This window comes from Paenarthrobacter sp. C1 (assembly GCF_049315185.1).
Lineage (GTDB): Bacteria > Actinomycetota > Actinomycetes > Actinomycetales > Micrococcaceae > Arthrobacter > Arthrobacter nicotinovorans.
Map to the genome: position 1 here is coordinate 1,320,160 of NZ_CP186052.1, position 19,965 is coordinate 1,340,124.

Consider the following 19,965-nt stretch of genomic DNA (forward strand, 5'->3'; position numbering starts at 1 on the left):
GGCCCTCCCGTGCGTCTGATCGATCAGAACACCCTGGACGCGCTGGACGGCTCCCGGCTCGCTGACACCCTCACAGTGTGGGCATGGCGGGGCAGCAACCTTGTCCTCCCAGACCCGCTGCAAGTCAAGAGCTGGTCATTCGAGGAAGAAGCCGGAGACAACGTCAAGATCGGCCAACGAGCTACGTTCGTCGTCGCTGACCCTAACGGAACCCTCGGCGCTTGGAAGTTCGACGACCCGCTAGGCGTCGGCGGAACCAAGCTGCAGATCATCTACAACGTAGGCGGGGCCGGGGCAGTCAACTACGCCTGGCTGCGCATCACCGGCAACACCCCCACGGAGTACCGGGAATCACGCGTCATCGACGAGTACGGATACATCGAGCCGGACGGCTCCCTGCCGATGCACAAGCGCCGCGTCTGGATCACCCGGGCCGCCGTAGCACTGACTGCCGTGGACCTCACTGACTACGTTGACCGTGACCGGTTCGAAGCCCCGCAGTCACCCGGCTCCGGAGCAACTGTGATCTCCGAATTCAAGCGACTCACCGCCAACTACTTCCCCACAGTGGTAGATGCGGGCGTCACGGACATCGGAGTATCCCGACAGCTTGTGTACGAACGGGAACGCCTCGAATCCTGCCAAGACCTGCTCAGCCGGATCTCCGCACGGTACCGGATGGGCGGCGACGGCGAAGCCCACATCTACAGCACCAGAGGTTCGGCAAGCTGGCGGGTCGAACCGGGCAACGGGTTGGTGAACGTCGGCCGCGGCCAAGGCATCGACGGCCTCTACAACCGTTGGGTTGTTGAGGGCAAGGAAGGCGTCACAGGCAACCCCATCACAAGCGCCGTACAGCTAAGCATCGGCGCACTCAAGTACGGCGGGGACCATGGGCGCGCACCGTACTTCTACAAGTCCGAGATGATCACCACCCCCACGCAGGCTGTCAACTACGCGGCCACGCTGCGGGACGAGTTCCTGGGCAACCTCGCCGTAGAGCTCACGGTGGAGACCACACCGAGGCCGGAACGGCAGGCAGGCGACAAGATCGAAGTCGGCTGCCCCGTAGCCGCCGGCCACGTCGCCTACCTCCCCGGGATCATCACCTCGATAAGCCGCAGCGGCGACCCAATCCCCAGGGAAACCACGATGAAAGTCCGCTGCTCATACAGCGACGTCGTCACTGCCCTCACCCGAACCCAATGGGCTGAGCACCTCACATCCGAAATGCCCGAACTCACCTGGGATCTGATGCCCGGTTCCTGGGGCCAACTCCCGGAACGTATCTGGACCGACCTATAAGGAGGCCTCCGTGGTTTCACTGCCTAAAACAATGGCGGCCATACCTCCGGGAAGCACCACCCGTGAATTCGGGAAAGCCTACTGGGACGGCAGCGAATGGTGGGCAGTCGTCCGCGGGAGCCCGATCATGGCCCGCTGGCTTGACCCGATCCAGCCACTCCAAGGCGGCAACATCGTGGTTGACTTCACCACCGACGGCAAGGGCCTCTCCGAAGCTCTCGTCATCGGCGGCTACACGGACCAGCCGAGGCCATCAACCGGAACCGCGCAAGAGGTCATCCCCGCCGGTACTTCCACGCAGATCGTGTTCATCGGCGAGGACGGCGTCACCTACACCACGGACCGTTTCATAGGCTCCTATTCACCAGGTGACCCGATCTACCTGACATGGGACGGCGCCCAGCCAACCATCATCGGCAAGATCCAAGTCTTTGTTCCACCCCCTCCCGCACCACCACCGCCACCACCCCCTCCCGTCATCACAACCGGCTCGGAAGCGTTGCTCGTCACAGCTTCGGACACATGGGGCGTCGGAGGTTGGGGACGCTGGGCCAAGTCCATCGGCGGCGGTGAGTTCGTTTACTCCGGTTTCTGGGGTGGCCAAACGCTGACCGGCTCTTGGTTCTACGGGGCACCTCGGCCAGCGCTGCAAGGCAAGAGCATTCCCCGTATCCAGTTCCGAGTCCCTGCCCGGGAAACGTCCGCAGGTAACTACAACGCACCGGCCACAATCCACCTTTACGCGCACACGTCCAGCGCTCGCCCAGGCGGTGACGTTGCCCGCGTTGTGGGGCCCTTCGACGTCGTCGTTGACCCGGGCTTCCAAGGCGGATACGTGGACTTGCCGTTGGCCTTTGCTCCGACGCTCATAGCCGGCGGCGGAATCAGCATCGCTGGCGGTTCCTACGTCGGCTTCCAGTCCCGCCTCATAGATCCTCTCGCAGGGAAACTACTCATTGATTGGAGCGCCTAAGGTGCAGACACTCGACAACGGCATTGTGGTGCCTACCAACTCGGATGAGTACAACCTCACCGAAGATCAAGCCAACGCTTTCAAGAAGGTTCCGGGCGCCACCCTGGTTACGGGGGAGGCGCAGCGTAACGCTCTTACTAAGTGGAACGGCCGGAGTGTTCAACGGCTGGACCTTCCGGGCCAGCCTGTGGACATTTGGGACGAGAGCGCGGGCGTTTGGTTGCCCAAAGCGCCGGTGACACTCTCCTTTGCAGCTACTTACAGGCACGTCGGCTCCTACTTTGGCGAGCCGGTCAAAGCTGGCGGCGTTTCAAGGTCAGGCCGAAGGGTAAGCGCGCAAGGCGGCCTCGCCAACAACATCACCGTCAACTACGACGCACTCGACCCACTGGACCCAGACACCGAATACCTCCTGGCATGGTTCGACCCCGAGTACGCGCCCAAGGTTTCGTCCGAGTTGTTCACACTCCTGGTCAACGCCTACACCTGCAACGTACGCGTCACTCCAGCGGGGCAAATCAAAATCAGCTTCCTCGTCGCGGTCCCACCCAAGGGCGCAGGAACGATGATCTTCAACCTCGGCGGATTGTCCTGGAACTCATGAGGACGGCGACGATGAAAAGCACCCTCTATTCGATCTGGCTCAAAGTCCAAGAACCGCGTGCGCTGTCTGTGATCTACTTCTTCGCTTATCTTGCCATCGGCTTACTAGGCCTATTCGTTGCTACCGATCCTCCAAGGAACGTCCAGTCCAGCTTGGGAACAGGACTCCTTACATTTTGGGGCGGGCTGCTGCTGACTGGTGGTGCGCTCGGATCGTTCTCTGTTCTACCCGGGATCTGGTGGCTTGAACGGGCAGCGACCCTGATGTGCATGACAGCCATAGGAATCTACGGAGTAACGATGGCGGCCGCTCCCATCACGCAGCTCAGCCTCCGCATGGCCACCCTCTGCTTCATCACTTTCTCAATCCTCGCCTTCGCCGCTCGTCTCGTGAAAATCCGGCAATACGCCTACGACCCCGAAAAGTAGGCGCGTCATGGACACAACTCAACTGCTCGTGACCCTTGTTGGGGCGGGTGGCGGAGGCGCTGCGTTGTTGGCACTCATCAACGGCCTCATCAAGTACTTCAGTGGTTCCGCCGGCCGCGAGCGGATCCGTAACACCACCCTGAAGGACCAGCGAAACGAAGCTTGGGCTGACGCGGAAAAGGAACGGGCCCGCGCCGACCGTGAACAAGCACGAGCTGACCGTGAAGCCAGGAACCGTCGCCTCACCGAGGAATACGCCTCCCAGCTCCGCCGTGACTGCACGGAACACGGAATGACTCAACAGGAACTACGCCCGTGGCCGACTCTCGAAAGCCACCCCAGCAAGAACGGAGATACCTAATGAGCACTGGCTACATCTTGGTTGACAGCCCGAACCCGTACACGGCCCAGGGCACCTATCCTCGCCGGGGCGGTGCGCAGCTCTCGGGCACGTGCATCGTGCACACCTCGGAGGGCAACTGGCGCGGGGGAGTGGACGCCCTCACCAACCTTGTCCGCACGCGCGCTGATTACGGCTGCTACCACCGGGCCTGCGACTGGCAGGACATCGCGACCTACTACCCGTGGGAATGGGAGACGTGGCAGGACTCGGAGACCAACAACTGGGCCGCCGGGATCTCCGCGGCCTGCAGGACAACGGACTGGGGCAACATGCCAGCCGACGTCGAGGAAGGGTTCTACCGGAACCTCGCCCTCATGGCCGCCGACTTCATCAACTACATGGCGTCAAAGGAAATCCAAGTTCCCCTGCGACGCATCACCGGCGCGCAGGCCCGCGCACGCGTCCCCGGCTTCGCAGCTCACGGCGATTCCGGCATCTCCCGTTCCGACCCTGGCGTCAACTTCGACTGGGACCGGTTCTTCAAATACACCGCCGATGTTCTGAACGGCGTTCTCTCACCCAACCCGTCCTATACCGAGGACGAGCAATTCTTCATCGACCTCGACATCCCACTCCCGTAAAGGAAAAAGATCATGAGCACACTCCCGGAAATGTCCAACCTTCAGAAGCTCACCTTCATCCCCAAAGCCCTCGTGGAGGGCGGGGAGTCCATGAAGGACGGGCTGTCCATCGAACAGCAGATCGAGAAGGCGCCCGTTGACGCCCTTTGGAACAAGCAGATGGACTGGGGCACCTACAAGACCAGCGTCTACGACCAGATGGCATTCGACGCTCAGGCACTCGCGCGAGTCGAAGCCCGCCAAGTGGCGCAGCAGGAACTCCTGAATCAGGTAGTGACTGCCCTCAACAACGGTGTCCCGCTCGACGTCGACTACGACGAGATCGAACGGCGCATCACAGCCAACCTGCCCGTGTACGTTCCGCAGGCACGCGAGGGTGACCAGGAAGAGGGCAACTAAGCCATGGCTGATCACGTCGCACTTTCCACCCAGGAGCGCAACCCGCGCTCCGCAGTCCTCCGTACCGTCCTCGTCGCCGCGGTGGCGCTCTTCCCGCTGCTCAACGCGGCACTGAAGATCGTTGTCGAGGAGCTGGAGCCGTACCGGGTGCACCTTCCGGAGTGGATGTTCATCGCGCTCAACGTCGCCATCACGGTGGTTGTCGTGGTCATAGGTGTGTGCACCCGCATCCTTGCCATCCCGGGAGTCAACGAGTGGCTGCGTAAGTACGTCCCGATCTTCGCCCCCGAGGACAAGGCAAACCGCGATGTCATTCAGGGCGAGATCGTCAGCGACTCTGACGGCCCGGACCACCGCGCATAACTGAATAGGAGGCCCCTGTGGCTGTAGACACCACGTCCCTGGACTTCAAAGTCCCGGACGGCAACGACCCCGTCCGCAACGGCGACAACATCATCGGGCACAACGCCCAACGGGCACAGGACCTCCACGAGCACACGCTGACCCGCCTCGGCATGGCAGAAGCCATGATCAACGCCGGGGCGGGCGGCGTGGGCCTCTCCGAAGATCCGCTCCACCCGGGCCTGTACTACTTCGCCGGCCCATCCTTCACCGCTGACCCGGACCATCCCGGCCTGTACCTGATTGGAGACTGACGAATGGGAAACCGACTCGTATCTGTGGGGGATGACTTCAACCTCCCGGACGAGGTAAACGTCATCGACGAGAACCTCCCCACCCGTCTCCAGCCAGGGGAACTGAATGCCACTATTGGTGACCAAGTTGAGCCCGTCTCCGTGAAGGTGAACAATCGCCCCAAGGTCGCGGATGGCATCTTCGCCGCGGAGGACGAAGCCCTCCGCGCAGGACGTTCAGCCTGTCGGCAGTGGCAGATCGACTCCACCGGCAACGCAACCTACGAGCCTCCCTACCTGCTGACGCTGCGTCAGGCAGCGAAGCACCCTACCGCCCATGTGAAGTACAAGCTGTGGGATCACGCAACACAGGGATACGGGGCTTGGAACACGGTCCAGGCCGGTGCAGCTGGTGAGCGTCACGCGGTCTTCTCGGGCGCCAACATCACTCGCACCTTCTACACCCCACAAGCAGCCATCCCGCACATCGCGGGAGACTTCGACGTACGAGCCCGACTATCCATGAACGACTGGACGCCCGGCGCTGTGTCAGGCATCGTCAGCAGGTACGGCGCAGCAGGCTCACGTGGGTGGAAGCTCAGCATCGGGGCTACCGGCCTGATCGACTTCACATGGACCACGGACGGAACAACCAACATCCAGAAGGTCAGTAGCGCTGCCGCCGGATTTGCAGACGGCACCGAGGGGTGGATTAGGGCAACCCTCGACGTGGACAACGGGCTGGGTGGCTACACGTGGAAGGCGTACAAGTCCACCGATGGTGTGACCTGGACCGAGATTGGATCATCCGAAGTCACCACAGGCGGTGCAACTTCGATCTTTGACGCTCCGCAAGAGTACGAGATTGGCGGGCGCGGGTTCAACGCCGAGGCATGGGCAGGCAAGCTCTACGAGGTACAGATTCGGGACGGGATCAACGGAAAGATCGTCAACCCGCAACCGATCGATTCGTGGATTCCTCGCGGTGTCTCTGGCAGCTATGTCGCCGGCACATTCGGCGGCTCAGCAACTTTGTACGTCCTGAATGGCTCCAACCCCGGCTCTGATTATGCCTACTTCTCAGACCCGGCACGACACCCTAAGATGGTCCACCCCTATGCGGGGTCGCTCCTGATGCAGGCATGCTCGCATAACGACGGCTCCAACACGGGGGTAGCCTATCTGGCATCACGTGAAGCATGGCTGGCCCTCAACGATTCCCGCGCTCCGGGTTCACAGACGGTTCTGATTACGCAGAATCCGGAACTCCCAGGCGGAACTGTGGGGCTGGACAACATCAACAACCACGCACGACGGAGGCCATTACTGATGGCTTGGGGCTCGCGTCGGGGGCTGGTTGTGATCGACACCTACAAGGCGTTCCTCGATGACCCTCGTGGCGTTGATGCCCTGCTCGAATCTGACAAACTGCACCCCAACGTAGAGGGGTCTCTGGTCGCGGCAGACGCCATCGAGGGCGTCAACCTCGCGGCCCTCTAGAAGCTGAGTGCTTTCAGGACGGTCTGTGCCCAGATCTTGGACCCCTCGGGGGAAGGGTGCAGGCCGTCTGGCAGCAGCAATGAGGGGAGGGCGCCCGCAGCGGTGAACGCTGCGTTGGCGTCAATGACTGTCACATCAGGGAACAGGGCGGCTTGGGCGCGGATACCCTGCACAACCAACGCCGCGTTGTCCTTAGCGTTGTCCATGCGCGGGTTCTGCAGGGTCAGAGCAAATGCTGCGTCAGCGCTGGCACCTGCCTTGACCTGAGCAATCAAGTCAGCGATCTGCGTTCGGGCTTCAACAGGGGTTGCGTTGTTGTGGCCATGATTGATAATCACAAGATCAGCCTTTTCAGGCAGCATCACGGGCAGGTTCTCACTGGAATACACGGGCCTCTTGCCCGAAGCTGAGCCGTTGTAAACGATGAGGTCAGGTGTGCCAGAACCTACGATCTCTGGCATGTCGTACTTGGCTGTATCCATGTTCCATGTGCTTATGGAAGCGGTGCGGCCCGTCTTCTCCACTATGGAATCGACAGTCAGGCGTACCCACTCGTCAGGGCCGTTGCCAGTTGAGTCGCCAAGAACGGCAAGAACAAAGCGCTGCCCCTGAGTCTTGAGGGTAGGGGCTATGGTCGCGACTGTCTTGGTAGTTGATGCCGAAGGTGTCGGACTGCTTGCAATAGGGGCGACCTTAGGTGCGGGAATTGCCGAGGCATCAGGCGCCGGGCGGAACATGGCAAACCCCGCAACAGCGAACGCCATGACAGCCAAAATCACAAGCCCAGTCAGCTTCCAGCCCAGATGCTTCACTTAGTCCCCCGTCGAAAATCCTGCAAGTCAAAAGCAATTCTAAGGCCTTGAACATCGAGTGCGGATCACGTGAGTACAGGACCGCCCTCTATGTAGCTCCCGTACCCGTGAGGATGCCATCTCATAACGCTATCGATGTTCCGCTGGTAAGTAGCGGTGTTTTTGACAAGCGCTTCCCATCTCCGCACGGCTGAGATGACATCGGAGCAGAACATCTCCATATCTAGGATCAAGGCGTCGTCAATCACGGCGTTGTGGACCCGGAACTGAGCATTAGGTGCAATGAACATGACTCGAACGAACTTGGGAGTGGAAGACGTGCCTTGATGGAGCAGACTGCACCGCATTTTATAGAGTTCGTGAGGGTCGAGTCTGGGGTACTCCTGCTCCAGGTGCGCACTGACCCATGCTTGTACTTTGCGCCTGTTGTCTCGCCATCAGGTGATTGCACTGCTGCACAAATGTCCGGAAGCGCTAGTGTTCCCGCAAGTGCCAGAAGCCAAAGTCCGGACCCAACGGCCTGTTCAATCTCTTTGATCAAGTCATCCATCCAGAAACTGTAACCTCACGGCAACATAAGACCGGTATTGTCCTCCCTAACCCACTTGGGTTAGGGAGGCTTTTCCCGTAGGCTGTGGGCATCCCACAAACGACGGCGGCCCCGCCAGTGCGCTAACACTGACAGGGCCTATGCCGCCATCCATAACCGCTAAGTCACATGGAGACAGCATGAGTAACACTACCCTCATTGGCGTACCCAAAGGCCGCATTACGACGCCCGCGGAACTGGCCGCCGCAGGATTCCTCGCCCGCTATTCAGGGCCAACGCGCGAGACGTACCGCGTCAGCCTCAAAGTCCTCTGGGACTGGTGCGCCGAGATGGGCGTGGATGTCCTGGACGGAATGCGCCGGCCAGTCCTTGAACTCTTCGCCAGGCACTTGGAGGAGGACCGAGGCAACGCACCTGTCACCGTGGCCATGAGGCTCTCCATCGTCAAGGGCTTCTACTCCTTCGCCGAGATCGACGGCTACATCGAACGCTCACCCGCAGCGCACCTCCGGATCCCTCGCGTATATAAGGACGAGTCCAAGACGCTCGGACTGGACCGCATGGAACTCGGTAACCTGATCCAGACCGCCAGGGCATCGCACGTCATGGACAACGCGCTGATAACCCTGATGGGCATGCTCGGCCTCCGGGTGTCCGAGGCCTGCAGCGTGAAGATTGAGGACTACCAGCAGATCGAGCGCGGCCACCGCGTGCTGCGCCTGATCGGCAAGGGCGGCAAGCCGGCCACCATCCCGCTCCCGGTGCCTGTCCTCCGCGCCTTGGACGCAGCAGCTGGTGACCGCACATCGGGCCCGCTGCTCCTGCGCAGGAAGTCAGGGGAACCGATGAACCGGAAGTCCGCAGCGCTGGCCGTGGAGCGACTGTGCAAGGCGGCTGGCATCACCAAGAAGATCAGCCCGCACTCGCTCCGGCACTCATACGTGACGGCCTGCCTGGACGCTGGTGTGCCACTCCGTGACGTGCAGGTGGCGGCCCGACATTCGGACCCTCGCATCACTGCACGCTATGACCGCGCCCGGCATAATCACGACCGGCATGCCAATCACACGGTGGCTGCTTTCCTTGCTGGCGCGGCCTAAGAATCGGTGCGAATGGAGAGCGTCCGGCAGCCCTCCGGGACGAGTTCACGGGCGGCTGCCAAGGCGTCCTCGTAGGTGGGCTTGATGGCGCTCAAGGTGCCCTGCTCGCCGGTGCTGTTTTCAATCGTCAAAGTTACTTCCACGCCCTCATCATAGGGTGGTTTTGGTGGCCTATTTGGTGGTCTATCCTAAAAACCCGCACGCATCTAGCCGCACGTCAGCGCATCTAAGTTCCGCGTGATACTGGCGATTATGCACACACCCGCACCCCGGCGCACACCCCACGCTCAGACTTAAAATCCGCGTGTTGTGGGTTCGAGTCCCACCTGGGGCACACAGGGCAAGTGGGTGCCCGCTCCGCAACATTGTTGCAAATAGGCTGGTCAGAGGGCTTTCCCGTGGGTGCACGAAGGTGATGCTGGAGCGTTGGGTGGTGGTGCGGACTGGTGCGCACGATTGCGCCGTGCAACCCCGGAGTTGCGGATGCAACCCTTAACGCAACCGGTGCAGGGTCGTCGTGTGAGCCACGCTGCAATAGCGGGTCCCGTCAACCTTCACCTGCACGTCTCGCCTGACGAAAGGTTTGCCTTCACTGCAGTGATGCACACTCGCTCGCCGCAGTAGACGCGATCGCTGCCGGCCAGCACGACCGCGGTTGCTCGCGACCAGCGGGCACGGCGTCGCGTCGCGTCAATGACATGCTCGGCAAAACTATGCATGAGATCCCGCAAATCGGGCTCGGCGGACGCCATAATCGCCACATGGCTTCCAAAACCAAGCATCTATTGGCCGGTGCGATGGGGATCGCCTCGTGGAAGGCACGGGCGACCTTGCGCGAGTACGAAGATGCGTCGAACTTAACAGGCGCGGTACTCAAAATGAAAAATTCCGTGGTGGCATCGGGAAAACCGGTTGCCTGGTCCTTGAACGAGGTCGGTGTCACGGACACCGTGATGACCGCTCTCTGGCGCCATGCTGGAGAAAATGCGGTATATGCCGTGACGTCCGCGGCGGAGAAGGCCGTTTTTGGTGGCGATCTTGCAATCGTCGACAGAGCGAAGACGATCCGCGTCTACCAGGCCAAGCTCGTCAAGGAAATTGATTTCGCCGCCAACAAGTACGTCCTAAAATCTGCGCTCACTCAGAAACATTTAGGCCACCTCAACACGGCCTCGTTCGTTTGGGATGGCGACACCTATGAGAAACACGGTTACCTTGCCCTGTACCAGCGAGAGCTTCAAGTTATTCGCGGCAACTGGACGCCTTGCCGGTCCGACTGGTGGGAGCAGACAGCGATGTCGGTGAATGCTCCGCGGCTCGGCGGGGTCTACTACTGGGACATGATGGAAGGAAAACAAAACAGCCCCGCGCGTTCCGCGTCTGCCCGAGGCATTATGGCCGTTCGTGCGCCGGCCCAAGGTGTCAGCAAGCTGCCAGTCAGCAGGCTGCCAATCGACAGCAGCTGGCCCTGGGAGTACAACGTGGCAAACGTCTGGTCCGGGCCGACAGGCCCGGACCCCAAGCCGGACCATGCGGACAGGTTTGAGATCCCGAAACCTTTAGTCGAGTCCGGTAACCAACTCTCCAGCCAAGAGCGCGAGGCCTTCGTCTCCGCGCTCTTCGAAGACATCCATGGAGACACGCCAGGGACTCTGACAGTAGTTTTCCTGTAACCCTGCCGACCCTGGTGACCACGATCGACGAGACATTCGGGCGACGCGAGCGCCGCACCCTGGTGGGATCAGAGGGTGGACACCCAATCGCGCTTCGCGTACGTCATCCTGTCCCTCCGTGGGGAGCAACGTGCATGTAGCTGTCGGCACGTCTACGAGACGGACGGACCACCCAGCCCGAGAGGACCGCCTTCGATGGATAGCGTGCCAACAGACACGGATAGCCAAGCAAGTCGCGGCCAGGCGATCCCGGTCGCACCGCTGGTCGAGCGAACTCACAGTTGGTATCCGCCTCGGCGGCCGCGCGGGCGGGTTGTCCTGCCCGCGGTCGATACCGCCCGACGGGCTGAACCCTGGCTGACTCCAAAGTGCAGTCCGATCTCTGTCAGCGTCATCCCGCTCTCGTAGAGATTCCGGGCCTCGGGCACATGCTCATCTGCCAGCCCTCTTGTCCGCTGCGGCACCGTCCGGCGAACGAGATGCGCCGTGGCAGTCCGATGGTGTACGCCGAATCTCTCGCCTAGTTCCGGCAGAGTCATGCCTTGCACATACAGAGCCACCAGTTCATCGATCTGGCCAGCACTCAGAAAGGTGTGCACCATCCCGACCGCTCGCACCAACCGGCCTCGCGTATCCGTGATCGATGGCTCCGACGGCCTCCGACTACTCTGGTAAACGCCCCGAGACAGGCGGGAGGCCACGGTCTTCAGGGCCGGGCCAGGGTTCTCGAACTGTCTACGGAGGTGCACATCGGCCTTTTGTCATGGAGTTTTATTCGCCTCCCAGCAGGACCGGCGCGCGAGGGCCGCGCTCACGTTGTGAGCGGGAAGAATACTGTGGCCCGCAATCCTCCCTCGGGTCGCGCCTTCAGGTCGAGGTCTGCGTCGAGGCGCACTGCTATGGCGGAAACAATGGACAAGCCAAGGCCGCGACCAGTCGACCCTGAGCCGGTTGATCGGGTACGACCTTCGGCACGGGTGAACGGTTCGGTCAGCTTCGCGAGTGTCTGCTCGTCGACCACCGGGCCACTGTTGAGAATCTCCAAACGGGGAAGCGCGTCGGCCGTGCTCGCCGCGACGCTCACCTGCACAAATCCACCCGGCTCATTGTGACGAATTGCGTTCTGCAGAAGGTTCGAGATGAGCTGCACGAGGAGCGCCTGGTTCGCATAGATTACAACCGGGTCCAGATACAGTTCGATTGCAACACCGCGGGACCGGGCCTCGTCTGCACAGCTGGCGAGTGCCTCGTGTGTGGCCGTTGACAGTTCGGTCGGCGTCAGCGGTGCACTCGTGGCCTCGATCTCGGCCAGATCCAAAAGTGCCTCAACGATGGTGATGCTGCGCTCGTTAGTGAGCCGGAGACGGCTCAGCAGGCTCAGTTCTGCGGGATCGGTTACCCGCGCGACGGCTGCGTCGAGCATCGCCCGGTTGGTGGCAAGGGGCGTGCGGAGCTCGTGGGAGGCATTCGCGGCGAAGCGACCGGTCATTGTCATTGAGTGTTGCAGCCGGTCAAGCATATGGTCGAAAGCCGCAGCAAGGTCCGAGATCTCATCGCGGGGCCCCAGCAAATTTACACGCTGGTCAAGTGTACCGGTGGCTGCCCGCAGGGCCGCTGCGTTGATGGCCAGGAGCGGAGAGACCATTCGCCCGGCTATCCACCAACCTGTTGCGATCCCCCCGACAATGAGGATAAGCAGGACCACAGCCGAGGTCGCAAGCAGTACGTTGAAGAGGGTTTCGGTTGAGGAAATGAGAAAGGGAGCGGCCGCACCACTGGTGACGCTGTTACCACCATCGGGTGGTACCGACGGGCCAACCTGCAGCGTTTTGCCGTCGAACACAGCGAAGTCGTAGCTCGGCACATAACGCATGAACAGGTAGATCATCGTCAGCATGAGGGTGCCGGTGGCAATGGATAGTCCGGCGTAGGTGAGTGCGAAGCGCGTTCGAATGGTCAGCCGACGGCGGCGGGACCGGGAAGCGGGTCGGACGGGCATATCAGCGGCCAGGGTCAGTGATGGAATAACCGACACCAATCACAGTGGTGATGGGATCCGGAGACCCGAGTTTCCGCCGGAGGTTGCTCACTGTGACTTTGACGGTTCCAGTGAATGGGTTGCTGTTTTCATCCCAAGCCTTCTCCAGAATCGTTTCTGCGCTGATGATTCCCCCGCCTGCGCGGAGCAAAAGTTCCAAGACAGCGAACTCTTTGCGGGTGAGATTCACAGCCCGGCCATTTCGAGTCACATCACGGCGGAACGGGTCCAGCGAGATCCCGCCGGAACGGAGGACGGGTGGGTGGGACACAAACTGCCTTCGGTGGACCGCACGGAGTCTGGCTATCAGTTCGGTGAACTCAAACGGCTTGGTGAGGTAGTCATCTGCACCGAGCCCGAGTCCGCCAACCCTGTCATCCAGATGCCCGGACGCCGTCAGCATGATGACAGCCGGTCCCTCCGGGTTCGAGGACAGCAATTGACATAGCTCGTCTCCGTGGATGCCTGGAATATCGCGGTCCAACAGAACAACGTCGTACTGTGTGTGCGTCGTCGCCTCCAGCGCAGCGTCACCATCAAAGGCGATATCCCCGGCAATAGCGTCGACTTCAAGACGGTCGCGGATGGCCTCGGCCAGGAAAGCTTCATCTTCCACGATCAGAACCCGCATGCGCGAACCCTCCTCTCTTCCCGGAAACAGTTAAGCAGAGCCGGGGTTACTTCCTGGTAAAGCCGCTGACGAGGGATGATCCAACGCCGGGTCCGGCCCCGGTCTCCCGGGGCCCTCGTTTGAGGCAACGCTGGTGACGTCTTGACGGCAAATTCGACTATGCCCGGCCCGAAAGCCGATCTCTTTACGCTAACAAAACCTGCTCCTTGATGTGCTTCATCCAGACGGTGACACAAGGTCTCCGTCAAAGCAGAAGTATCGAGGACCCGGATTGTTGAGAACCCGAACCCATTCAAAACCGTTTTTTGCATGTTCACTGCTGGGCACGGCCGCTGTGGCGCTGATATTGTCGCTTGCTGCGTGCTCCCCTGAACCGGATACGGACCCTGGCACGGCGCCGAGTGCTGGAAACGGGCAAGCACTGATGGCGGATTGGCAGACGAAGCTCAACGACTGCCTCGCAGCAGAGGGGGTGGATCCCAACCGTAAGAGACAGCCGAATGGTGGTTCCCAGGCCGCCTACACGAAGTGCTACGCCGAGGTCGGCCCGCCCCCGCAGGTCGACGGTCCGCCGCGACCGTCCAGGGAGGAAAGCCTGAAGATGGACCTTGCTTTTGCAAAGTGCATGCGCGAAGCCGGATACGACTACCCGGACCCGGACCCCGACGCGGACGACACCTCGGCCGGACAAGCCGTCAGCCCGGGGGACTTTGACCGCACAATCCTCACCGACTGCATGTCCAAGGCTTATGGCGAGAACTTCCTTAATGGTTTCGGAGGAAGCAAGTGACCTCGACAACGACTGAACCCGCAGGCCCGGCGCCGGTACATTCCCGAAGGTTGCGGCGCATCAGGGCTTTCACCGGCGCAGGGCTGGCGGTCGCTGCGACACTGGCCCTTGTTGGGGTCCTCATGGAACCGACGCCGGAGTCGAAGGCGACGACGGTCACGCTTGAGTCGGTCGCGGTGACCCGGGGAGACCTCACCGAACAGGTTCGGGCTTCCGGCACCCTGGCTTACGCCGGGATGAGGTCAATAGGCACCCCTCTTCCCGGCGTCCTAACAGCGCTACCGGACTTGGCGTCCGTAATTGGCGCAGGGCGGGAGCTGTTTCGAGTCGATGACCAGCCTGTTGTTCTCATGCACGGCGCCTTACCGGTGTGGCGCGGGTTCGCATCCGGGATGGAGGCTGGAACGGATGTACTCCAGTTGGAGCAAAATCTGGCGGCTCTGGGGTATTTTACTGGTCAGCCCGACCGCGAATTCAGCTGGCAAACAGCCGATGCGATCAAAGCCTGGCAAATGTCAATCGGCTTGGAAGTCACTGGTACCATCCCCGTAGGCCGTATTGTCTTTGCGGGCGGCGATGTGCGGGTATCGGCCATCAATGCATCGGTCGGCGACCCTTCGGGCCCTGCACTGCTCACTGTGTCCGCGCTCGGCAAAGAAGTAGTCGCAGCCCTGGACCCGTCGCTTCAGTCTGTGGCCGTGGCAGGGGCAGAGGTCACCATTGCCCTGCCGAACGGTTCCAAGTCGACAGGAACGATCTCCAAAGTCGGACTTCCGAAAGAAATGGAGGATAAGTCCCTCAAGATCCAGGCCACTGTTACCCTGAACGACCCTTCCGCGGCGAACGACTTCGACAACGTCACCGTGACCGTGGGCCTTACCCAGGTCAGGAGCCGGAACGTGCTGATTGTTCCGGTACTCGCGTTGCTCGCCCAAAGCGGCGGTGGATATGCCGTCGATGTTCTTGAGGAGCCGGGAAAGACCCGTTCCGTTCCAGTGACGTTGGGCGCCTTCGCCAGCGGCAATGTTGAAGTGACCGACGGAGAGCTCACCGAAGGCGACAACGTGGTGGTCGGACGATGACGACTGACATCGTCGCCCTTCAGGGGGTAACGCGCGTCTACGGTTCTCCGCCCACCCAGGCGCTCAAAGGGGTCGACCTGCGCATTACCCAGGGGGAGTACCTTGCAATCGTTGGCCCCAGTGGGTCAGGAAAATCCACCCTGCTCAATCTGATCGGCACGCTTGATCGCGCGTCCTCAGGCACGACGTCCATTGCGGGCAGGGACGTGGAAGGGATGACCGACGCACAGCTCTCAGCGTTGCGCGCCTACACCATCGGATTTGTGTTTCAGCAGTTCCACCTCTTTGACGGGGTGAGTGCGGTCGACAACGTCGCTATGGGCTTGCTTTACACGGGTGCTCCCGCCCGTCAACGTCGGGCCAGGGCCGCGATCGCACTCGAACGTGTGGGACTTAGCCGGCGAATGCGTCATCAGCCCAAGCAAATGTCCGGAGGAGAACGCCAGCGGGTGGCCATCGCCCGCGCCATCGTCGGGGAACCGCCGTTGCTCCTTGCGGACGAACCTACTGGCAGCCTCGACACCAAGTCCGGTCGCACCGTGATGGAAATCCTTGACGAACTCAACAATACGGGCACTACGGTGGCGATAATCACCCATGACGAATCGCTTGCCGCGAAAGTACCGCGACGGGTGGCCATTCGCGACGGCGAAATCATCCACGATACGAAGAACGGAACCGCATGAGTGCGCCGCTTACCTCCCGTCTACGACTCAGTGATGTCCTGGTATTGGGCGTTCATGGCCTTAAGGCCCACCCTATGCGCATCGTTCTCTCCTCGCTGGGCATCGCAATTGGCATCGCTGCGATGGTAGCTGTTATCGGCATCTCCTCATCAAGCCAAGCCTTGGTTCAACGCGAACTGGCTTCTTTGGGCACGAACCTTTTGACAGTGACAAGCGGCGAGGACGCCTTTGGCAAAGAGACCTCACTTCCAAGTAACTCGGTAGCGGCCGTCCGCCGTATCGAGGGCGTCGACTCTGCGAGTTCGACGTCGACGATAAAGAACGTCCCCCTTCTGCGCAATGCAGAGGTACCGAAGAGCCACTCCGGCGGATTCACGGTAGTTGCCGCGGACGTCAACCTACTCGAAGCTACGAGTGCTACCTTGCTGAGCGGTACGTGGTTGAATTCAGCGACCATCGAGCTTCCGGCCGTAGTTTTGGGGTTCGATACCGCACAACGTCTGGGCCTCAACGCGCCGGGGGCGTTGGTTGATGTTGGCGGCAACACCTTTTCCGTCGTCGGAATCCTGAATCGTTCACCGCTGGCTCCTGAACTGGACATGTCAGCGCTGATCGGCGAGCCTGTTGCCGCATCGATGTTCGGCTATGACGGCGCCCCTACCACCATCTACCAACGTTCCGCCGATTCCGAAGTCAATCGCATTCGTCAATTGGTCCCCGCCACCATCAACCCTGAAGCACCAAATGAAGTGCTGGTCAGCCGACCGTCGGATGCGCTCGCGGCGAAGAACACCGTCGATCTAGCTTTCACGGGGCTGCTCGTAGGCGTCGGTTCAATCGCACTGTTGGTCGGGGGCATCGGGGTGGCTAACACTATGGTCATCTCCGTACTGGAACGACGCCGTGAGATCGGCCTTCGACGCGCCCTTGGTGCAACCCGCCGGCACATCAAAGCACAATTCCTCGTTGAAGCCATGCTGCTCGCCGCCTACGGCGGGATTGCGGGCGTCACTCTCGGGTGGTTCATTACCGCGATCGTTTCCCGCAGCAACGGATGGCTCACCGACATACCTGGTGAAGTGCTCGTGGCTGGAGTTGGCGCCACGGTGGCCATAGGCGCCGTGGCAGGTGTTGTCCCCGCAGTTCGGGCCGCGAGAACACCGCCTACTGCCGCGTTGAACAGTTGACGGGCACCGGTACGGCCGTCGACGGCTCCCCCTGCCACAGGAAGCAGGGGGAGCACATTCCCTCTTCAGTGAAAATTCCCAGTGACCTCGTAGATTCCCCACAGGCAACGAGTGTTATAGGGATGTGACCTGAATCACTTATGTTCGCCGATCAATTGCACTAGTTTGAGTCTTAATCAGGAACACCTGAGTAATCGCATCAAAGGCAGTTCGCACCTTTCGATCGAGGAGACAACGAATGTTTGATCTTTCCCCAGCGGCGCCCCGAGCCGCCAAGCTAACAGCGCTTGGCATTGGGGTCGCCCTTTTGGCCACAGCTTGTGGCGGGTCTTCGACGCCGACACAGACTGGGTCTTCCTCCGCTTCCGCGGCGGCAGGCATCTCCTGCCCGGCACCGAGCGGCGGAGCGGGAGCCGGCAACAGCCAGGCTGCCACCAACACGGGACCTGTACCCCCCTCGACCACCACAACGTCCACACCGCTCAAGATTGGTTCGCTCCTGCCGACAACGGGGTCGCTGGCGTTCCTCGGCCCACCCGAAATCGCTGGTGTGAACCTTGGTATCAAGGAAGTCAATGATGCCGGCGGCGTCCTTGGCGCTCCGGTTTCCGTAGTTCACCGTGACTCCGGCGACACCAAGACCGACATCGCGACGCAGTCCACCACGGCACTTCTGGGCCAGGGGGTCAGCGCGGTTATCGGTGCGGCGTCTTCGGGTGTTTCCAAGACTGTCATCAACCAGATCACGGGTGCCGGCGTCATCCAGTTCTCGCCCGCGAACACCTCGCCCGACTTCACCACCTGGGATGACAAGGGACTGTACTGGCGTACTGCACCGTCAGACGTCCTGCAGGGCAAGGTCCTTGGTAACTACATGGCTACCTGTGGCGCCCAGACCGTTGGCATGATCGTTCTCAACGACGCTTACGGCACCGGCCTTCAGAAGAACGTCAAGGAGGCCTTCGAGGCGGCCGGCGGCAAGGTTGTAGCTGAGGAACTCTTCAACGAAGGCGACTCGCAGTTCAGCAGCCAGGTTGACAAGGTCCTGGCCGCAAAGCCGGATGCCATTGCCCTGATCACCTTTGACCAGGCCAAGAGCATCGTCCCCCTGATCACCGGCAAGGGCATCAAGCCCACGCAGCTGTTCATGGTCGACGGCAACACCTCGGACTACAGCAAGGACTTCCAGGCAGGCACCTTGAAGGGTGCACAGGGAACGATTCCCGGTACGTTCGCCAAGGACGACTTCAAGAAGAAGCTCCTGGCCATCGATCCCGCGCTGAAGGACTACAGCTACGCAGGTGAATCCTACGACGCCGTGAACCTGATCGCGCTGGCTTCCGAAGCCGCAAAGAGCACCAAGGGCACGGATATCGCAGCCAAGCTGAAGGAAGTCTCCGAAGGTGGCGAGAAGTGCACCAGCTACCCCGCCTGCGTCACTCTGCTCCGCGAGGGCAAGGACATCGACTATGACGGCCAGTCGGGTCCGGTGACGTTCTCCGACGCCGGTGACCCCACCGAGGCGTACATCGGTATCTACGAGTACCAGGACGACAACACCTACAAGCCGGTCCGTGAGGAGTTCGGCAAGCTCTAAGCCGAACACCGACAGACCACGGTCTACAACAGGCCCCCTTCCACACCAGGAAGGGGGCCTGTTCCGCGTCAACCCGGATTTGCTGCGTCAACCGGGATAGGGTTCGAAACCGTCAAGCACTCTTTCCACCATCCGGACGCCCTGTTGTTCAAAGTCCCGGTCTCCCACGTGGTGTGCCCAGACCACTGTTCCGACCGCCTGGTTGAGGTTCTCCAGCCGCCACGACTGCCATTCCTCTTCTGTGTCCACAAGCCTGCCCAAACCCTCATGGAAGGGCGCTGACAGCCCGGGTTGCCCCAGGAACTGCTGATGGCCGAGACGAACCAGGTCATGGACCCAAGGGCGCAGCTCGGCCCGCCCGAAGTCGATGACGCGGATGGTCCCGGCATCGTGGAGCCAGTTCCGGGGCTGATAGTCGCCATGGGTGGTCACCACCTCGACGGGAAGATGTTCGACGGCGGCAATCGCCGAAGCCAGGGCGCGCAGCACGGGCCGCGCCAATAGCCCGTGCGCCTTGTCCAGCATCGAGCTGGTTCTGATGCTGAGTGACCGCAGATAGCTGCCCGACGTTCCTGCCGGCTGATGCAAAAGGCGCAGGAGTTCCCCGGCCTGCCGATAGGTCTGCGCATCGTCCTCTGCCGGCGTACCTGCCACCACCGCCCCCGGAAGGTAGCGCGTGACCAGGAGACCGGCGCCAGGGGCGGCGTGGAGCATGACAGGGACGTTGCCATCAAGCCCGGGTAATCCACGGGAATAGGCTGCAATCTCGCGGCGGATATGGTGGCTGGTCTCACTCGCCTTGATGATGACCTGGTCTCCGTAGGCGGTTTCCAACTGCAGCACGGTGGTGTCCTGGAGTGGCCAGGAATGATCCCGCACCACCCGGTAGTGGCCCAGCCAGGACTCCAGCAAGGCGCGCTGTTCTTCAGTGAGGCCTTCAGTCATCCGTCCAGCATGCCAGCAACAACAAAGCGGGGTCACTTCCGGCCCG

22 protein-coding genes are annotated in these 19,965 nt (G+C 61.3%); 17 read left to right on the forward strand and 5 right to left on the reverse strand.

Annotated elements, in window-relative coordinates:
- Window positions 1-9: 9 nt before the first annotated feature.
- From ACNAOU_RS06405 to ACNAOU_RS06450, 10 genes are read left to right on the forward strand one after another with little or no spacing between them, the layout of a single operon-like run.
- On the forward strand, window positions 10-1,305 hold the full coding sequence (locus tag ACNAOU_RS06405; RefSeq protein WP_422758295.1) for a hypothetical protein: 1,296 nt from the start codon (window positions 10-12) through the stop codon (window positions 1,303-1,305).
- Between the two features lie 10 nt (window positions 1,306-1,315).
- Window positions 1,316-2,278 carry a hypothetical protein gene (locus ACNAOU_RS06410; RefSeq protein WP_422758296.1) on the forward strand — a complete coding sequence of 321 codons (963 nt, stop codon included), beginning with the start codon at window positions 1,316-1,318 and terminating at the stop codon, window positions 2,276-2,278.
- A gap of 1 nt (window position 2,279) precedes the next feature.
- Complete coding sequence (locus tag ACNAOU_RS06415; protein ID WP_422758297.1) at window positions 2,280-2,882, forward strand: hypothetical protein; 603 nt, start codon at window positions 2,280-2,282, stop codon at window positions 2,880-2,882.
- 11 nt (window positions 2,883-2,893) lie between these two features.
- On the forward strand, window positions 2,894-3,310 hold the full coding sequence (locus tag ACNAOU_RS06420) for a hypothetical protein (protein ID WP_422758298.1): 417 nt from the start codon (window positions 2,894-2,896) through the stop codon (window positions 3,308-3,310).
- A gap of 7 nt (window positions 3,311-3,317) precedes the next feature.
- Window positions 3,318-3,671, forward strand: coding sequence for a hypothetical protein (locus ACNAOU_RS06425; RefSeq protein ID WP_422758299.1), 354 nt, complete (start codon window positions 3,318-3,320; stop codon window positions 3,669-3,671).
- Complete coding sequence (locus ACNAOU_RS06430; protein WP_422758300.1) at window positions 3,671-4,294, forward strand: hypothetical protein; 624 nt, start codon at window positions 3,671-3,673, stop codon at window positions 4,292-4,294. Before ACNAOU_RS06425 ends, ACNAOU_RS06430 begins: the two co-directional genes overlap by 1 nt.
- Window positions 4,295-4,306: 12 nt before the next feature.
- Window positions 4,307-4,693, forward strand: a complete 387-nt coding sequence (locus ACNAOU_RS06435) for a hypothetical protein (protein ID WP_422758301.1) — start codon at window positions 4,307-4,309, stop codon at window positions 4,691-4,693.
- Window positions 4,694-4,696: 3 nt separating this feature from the next.
- Window positions 4,697-5,056 carry a hypothetical protein gene (locus ACNAOU_RS06440; RefSeq protein WP_422758302.1) on the forward strand — a complete coding sequence of 120 codons (360 nt, stop codon included), beginning with the start codon at window positions 4,697-4,699 and terminating at the stop codon, window positions 5,054-5,056.
- A 17-nt stretch (window positions 5,057-5,073) separates the two neighbouring features.
- Window positions 5,074-5,349 carry a hypothetical protein gene (locus tag ACNAOU_RS06445; RefSeq protein WP_422758303.1) on the forward strand — a complete coding sequence of 92 codons (276 nt, stop codon included), beginning with the start codon at window positions 5,074-5,076 and terminating at the stop codon, window positions 5,347-5,349.
- A gap of 3 nt (window positions 5,350-5,352) precedes the next feature.
- On the forward strand, window positions 5,353-6,828 hold the full coding sequence (locus tag ACNAOU_RS06450) for a hypothetical protein (RefSeq protein WP_422758304.1): 1,476 nt from the start codon (window positions 5,353-5,355) through the stop codon (window positions 6,826-6,828).
- Here the strand turns inward: ACNAOU_RS06450 and ACNAOU_RS06455 are convergent.
- Window positions 6,825-7,640 carry an SGNH/GDSL hydrolase family protein gene (locus tag ACNAOU_RS06455; protein ID WP_422758305.1) on the reverse strand — a complete coding sequence of 272 codons (816 nt, stop codon included), beginning with the start codon at window positions 7,638-7,640 and terminating at the stop codon, window positions 6,825-6,827. The two genes, ACNAOU_RS06450 and ACNAOU_RS06455, sit on opposite strands and share 4 nt — an antisense overlap.
- 729 nt (window positions 7,641-8,369) lie before the next feature.
- Here ACNAOU_RS06455 and ACNAOU_RS06460 point away from each other — a divergent pair.
- Window positions 8,370-9,290, forward strand: coding sequence for a tyrosine-type recombinase/integrase (locus ACNAOU_RS06460; protein WP_422758306.1), 921 nt, complete (start codon window positions 8,370-8,372; stop codon window positions 9,288-9,290).
- Here ACNAOU_RS06460 and ACNAOU_RS06465 read toward each other — a convergent pair.
- Window positions 9,287-9,433, reverse strand: a complete 147-nt coding sequence (locus ACNAOU_RS06465) for a hypothetical protein (RefSeq protein ID WP_422758307.1) — start codon at window positions 9,431-9,433, stop codon at window positions 9,287-9,289. The genes ACNAOU_RS06460 and ACNAOU_RS06465 overlap by 4 nt on opposite strands.
- A gap of 618 nt (window positions 9,434-10,051) precedes the next feature.
- Between ACNAOU_RS06465 and ACNAOU_RS06470 the strand changes: the two genes are divergently transcribed.
- A complete protein-coding gene (locus tag ACNAOU_RS06470; protein ID WP_422758308.1) occupies window positions 10,052-10,963 on the forward strand; it encodes a hypothetical protein in 912 nt (303 codons plus the stop codon).
- A gap of 811 nt (window positions 10,964-11,774) precedes the next feature.
- Here ACNAOU_RS06470 and ACNAOU_RS06475 read toward each other — a convergent pair.
- Together ACNAOU_RS06475 and ACNAOU_RS06480 are read right to left on the reverse strand one after the other, a co-directional pair.
- A complete protein-coding gene (locus ACNAOU_RS06475; protein WP_422758309.1) occupies window positions 11,775-12,860 on the reverse strand; it encodes a sensor histidine kinase in 1,086 nt (361 codons plus the stop codon).
- 103 nt (window positions 12,861-12,963) lie between these two features.
- Window positions 12,964-13,632 carry a response regulator transcription factor gene (locus tag ACNAOU_RS06480; RefSeq protein ID WP_110504372.1) on the reverse strand — a complete coding sequence of 223 codons (669 nt, stop codon included), beginning with the start codon at window positions 13,630-13,632 and terminating at the stop codon, window positions 12,964-12,966.
- 424 nt (window positions 13,633-14,056) lie between these two features.
- Here ACNAOU_RS06480 and ACNAOU_RS06485 point away from each other — a divergent pair, with 424 nt between their 5' ends.
- The 5 genes from ACNAOU_RS06485 (at window position 14,057) to ACNAOU_RS06505 (ending at window position 18,974) form a co-directional block, all read left to right on the forward strand.
- On the forward strand, window positions 14,057-14,422 hold the full coding sequence (locus tag ACNAOU_RS06485; protein WP_110504374.1) for a hypothetical protein: 366 nt from the start codon (window positions 14,057-14,059) through the stop codon (window positions 14,420-14,422).
- Window positions 14,419-15,504, forward strand: coding sequence for a peptidoglycan-binding protein (locus tag ACNAOU_RS06490; RefSeq protein WP_146230285.1), 1,086 nt, complete (start codon window positions 14,419-14,421; stop codon window positions 15,502-15,504). The genes ACNAOU_RS06485 and ACNAOU_RS06490 overlap by 4 nt, the downstream gene beginning before the upstream one ends.
- Complete coding sequence (locus tag ACNAOU_RS06495; protein WP_189075902.1) at window positions 15,501-16,190, forward strand: ABC transporter ATP-binding protein; 690 nt, start codon at window positions 15,501-15,503, stop codon at window positions 16,188-16,190. The genes ACNAOU_RS06490 and ACNAOU_RS06495 overlap by 4 nt, the downstream gene beginning before the upstream one ends.
- Before the next feature lie 74 nt (window positions 16,191-16,264).
- Window positions 16,265-17,377: an ABC transporter permease gene (locus tag ACNAOU_RS06500; RefSeq protein WP_227453702.1), complete on the forward strand. Its 1,113-nt coding sequence runs from the start codon at window positions 16,265-16,267 to the stop codon at window positions 17,375-17,377.
- Between the two features lie 238 nt (window positions 17,378-17,615).
- Complete coding sequence (locus ACNAOU_RS06505) at window positions 17,616-18,974, forward strand: ABC transporter substrate-binding protein (protein WP_018777277.1); 1,359 nt, start codon at window positions 17,616-17,618, stop codon at window positions 18,972-18,974.
- Window positions 18,975-19,061: 87 nt separating this feature from the next.
- Here ACNAOU_RS06505 and ACNAOU_RS06510 read toward each other — a convergent pair whose 3' ends face one another.
- Window positions 19,062-19,919, reverse strand: coding sequence for a phosphotransferase family protein (locus tag ACNAOU_RS06510; protein WP_422758310.1), 858 nt, complete (start codon window positions 19,917-19,919; stop codon window positions 19,062-19,064).
- Window positions 19,920-19,965: the final 46 nt, after the last annotated feature.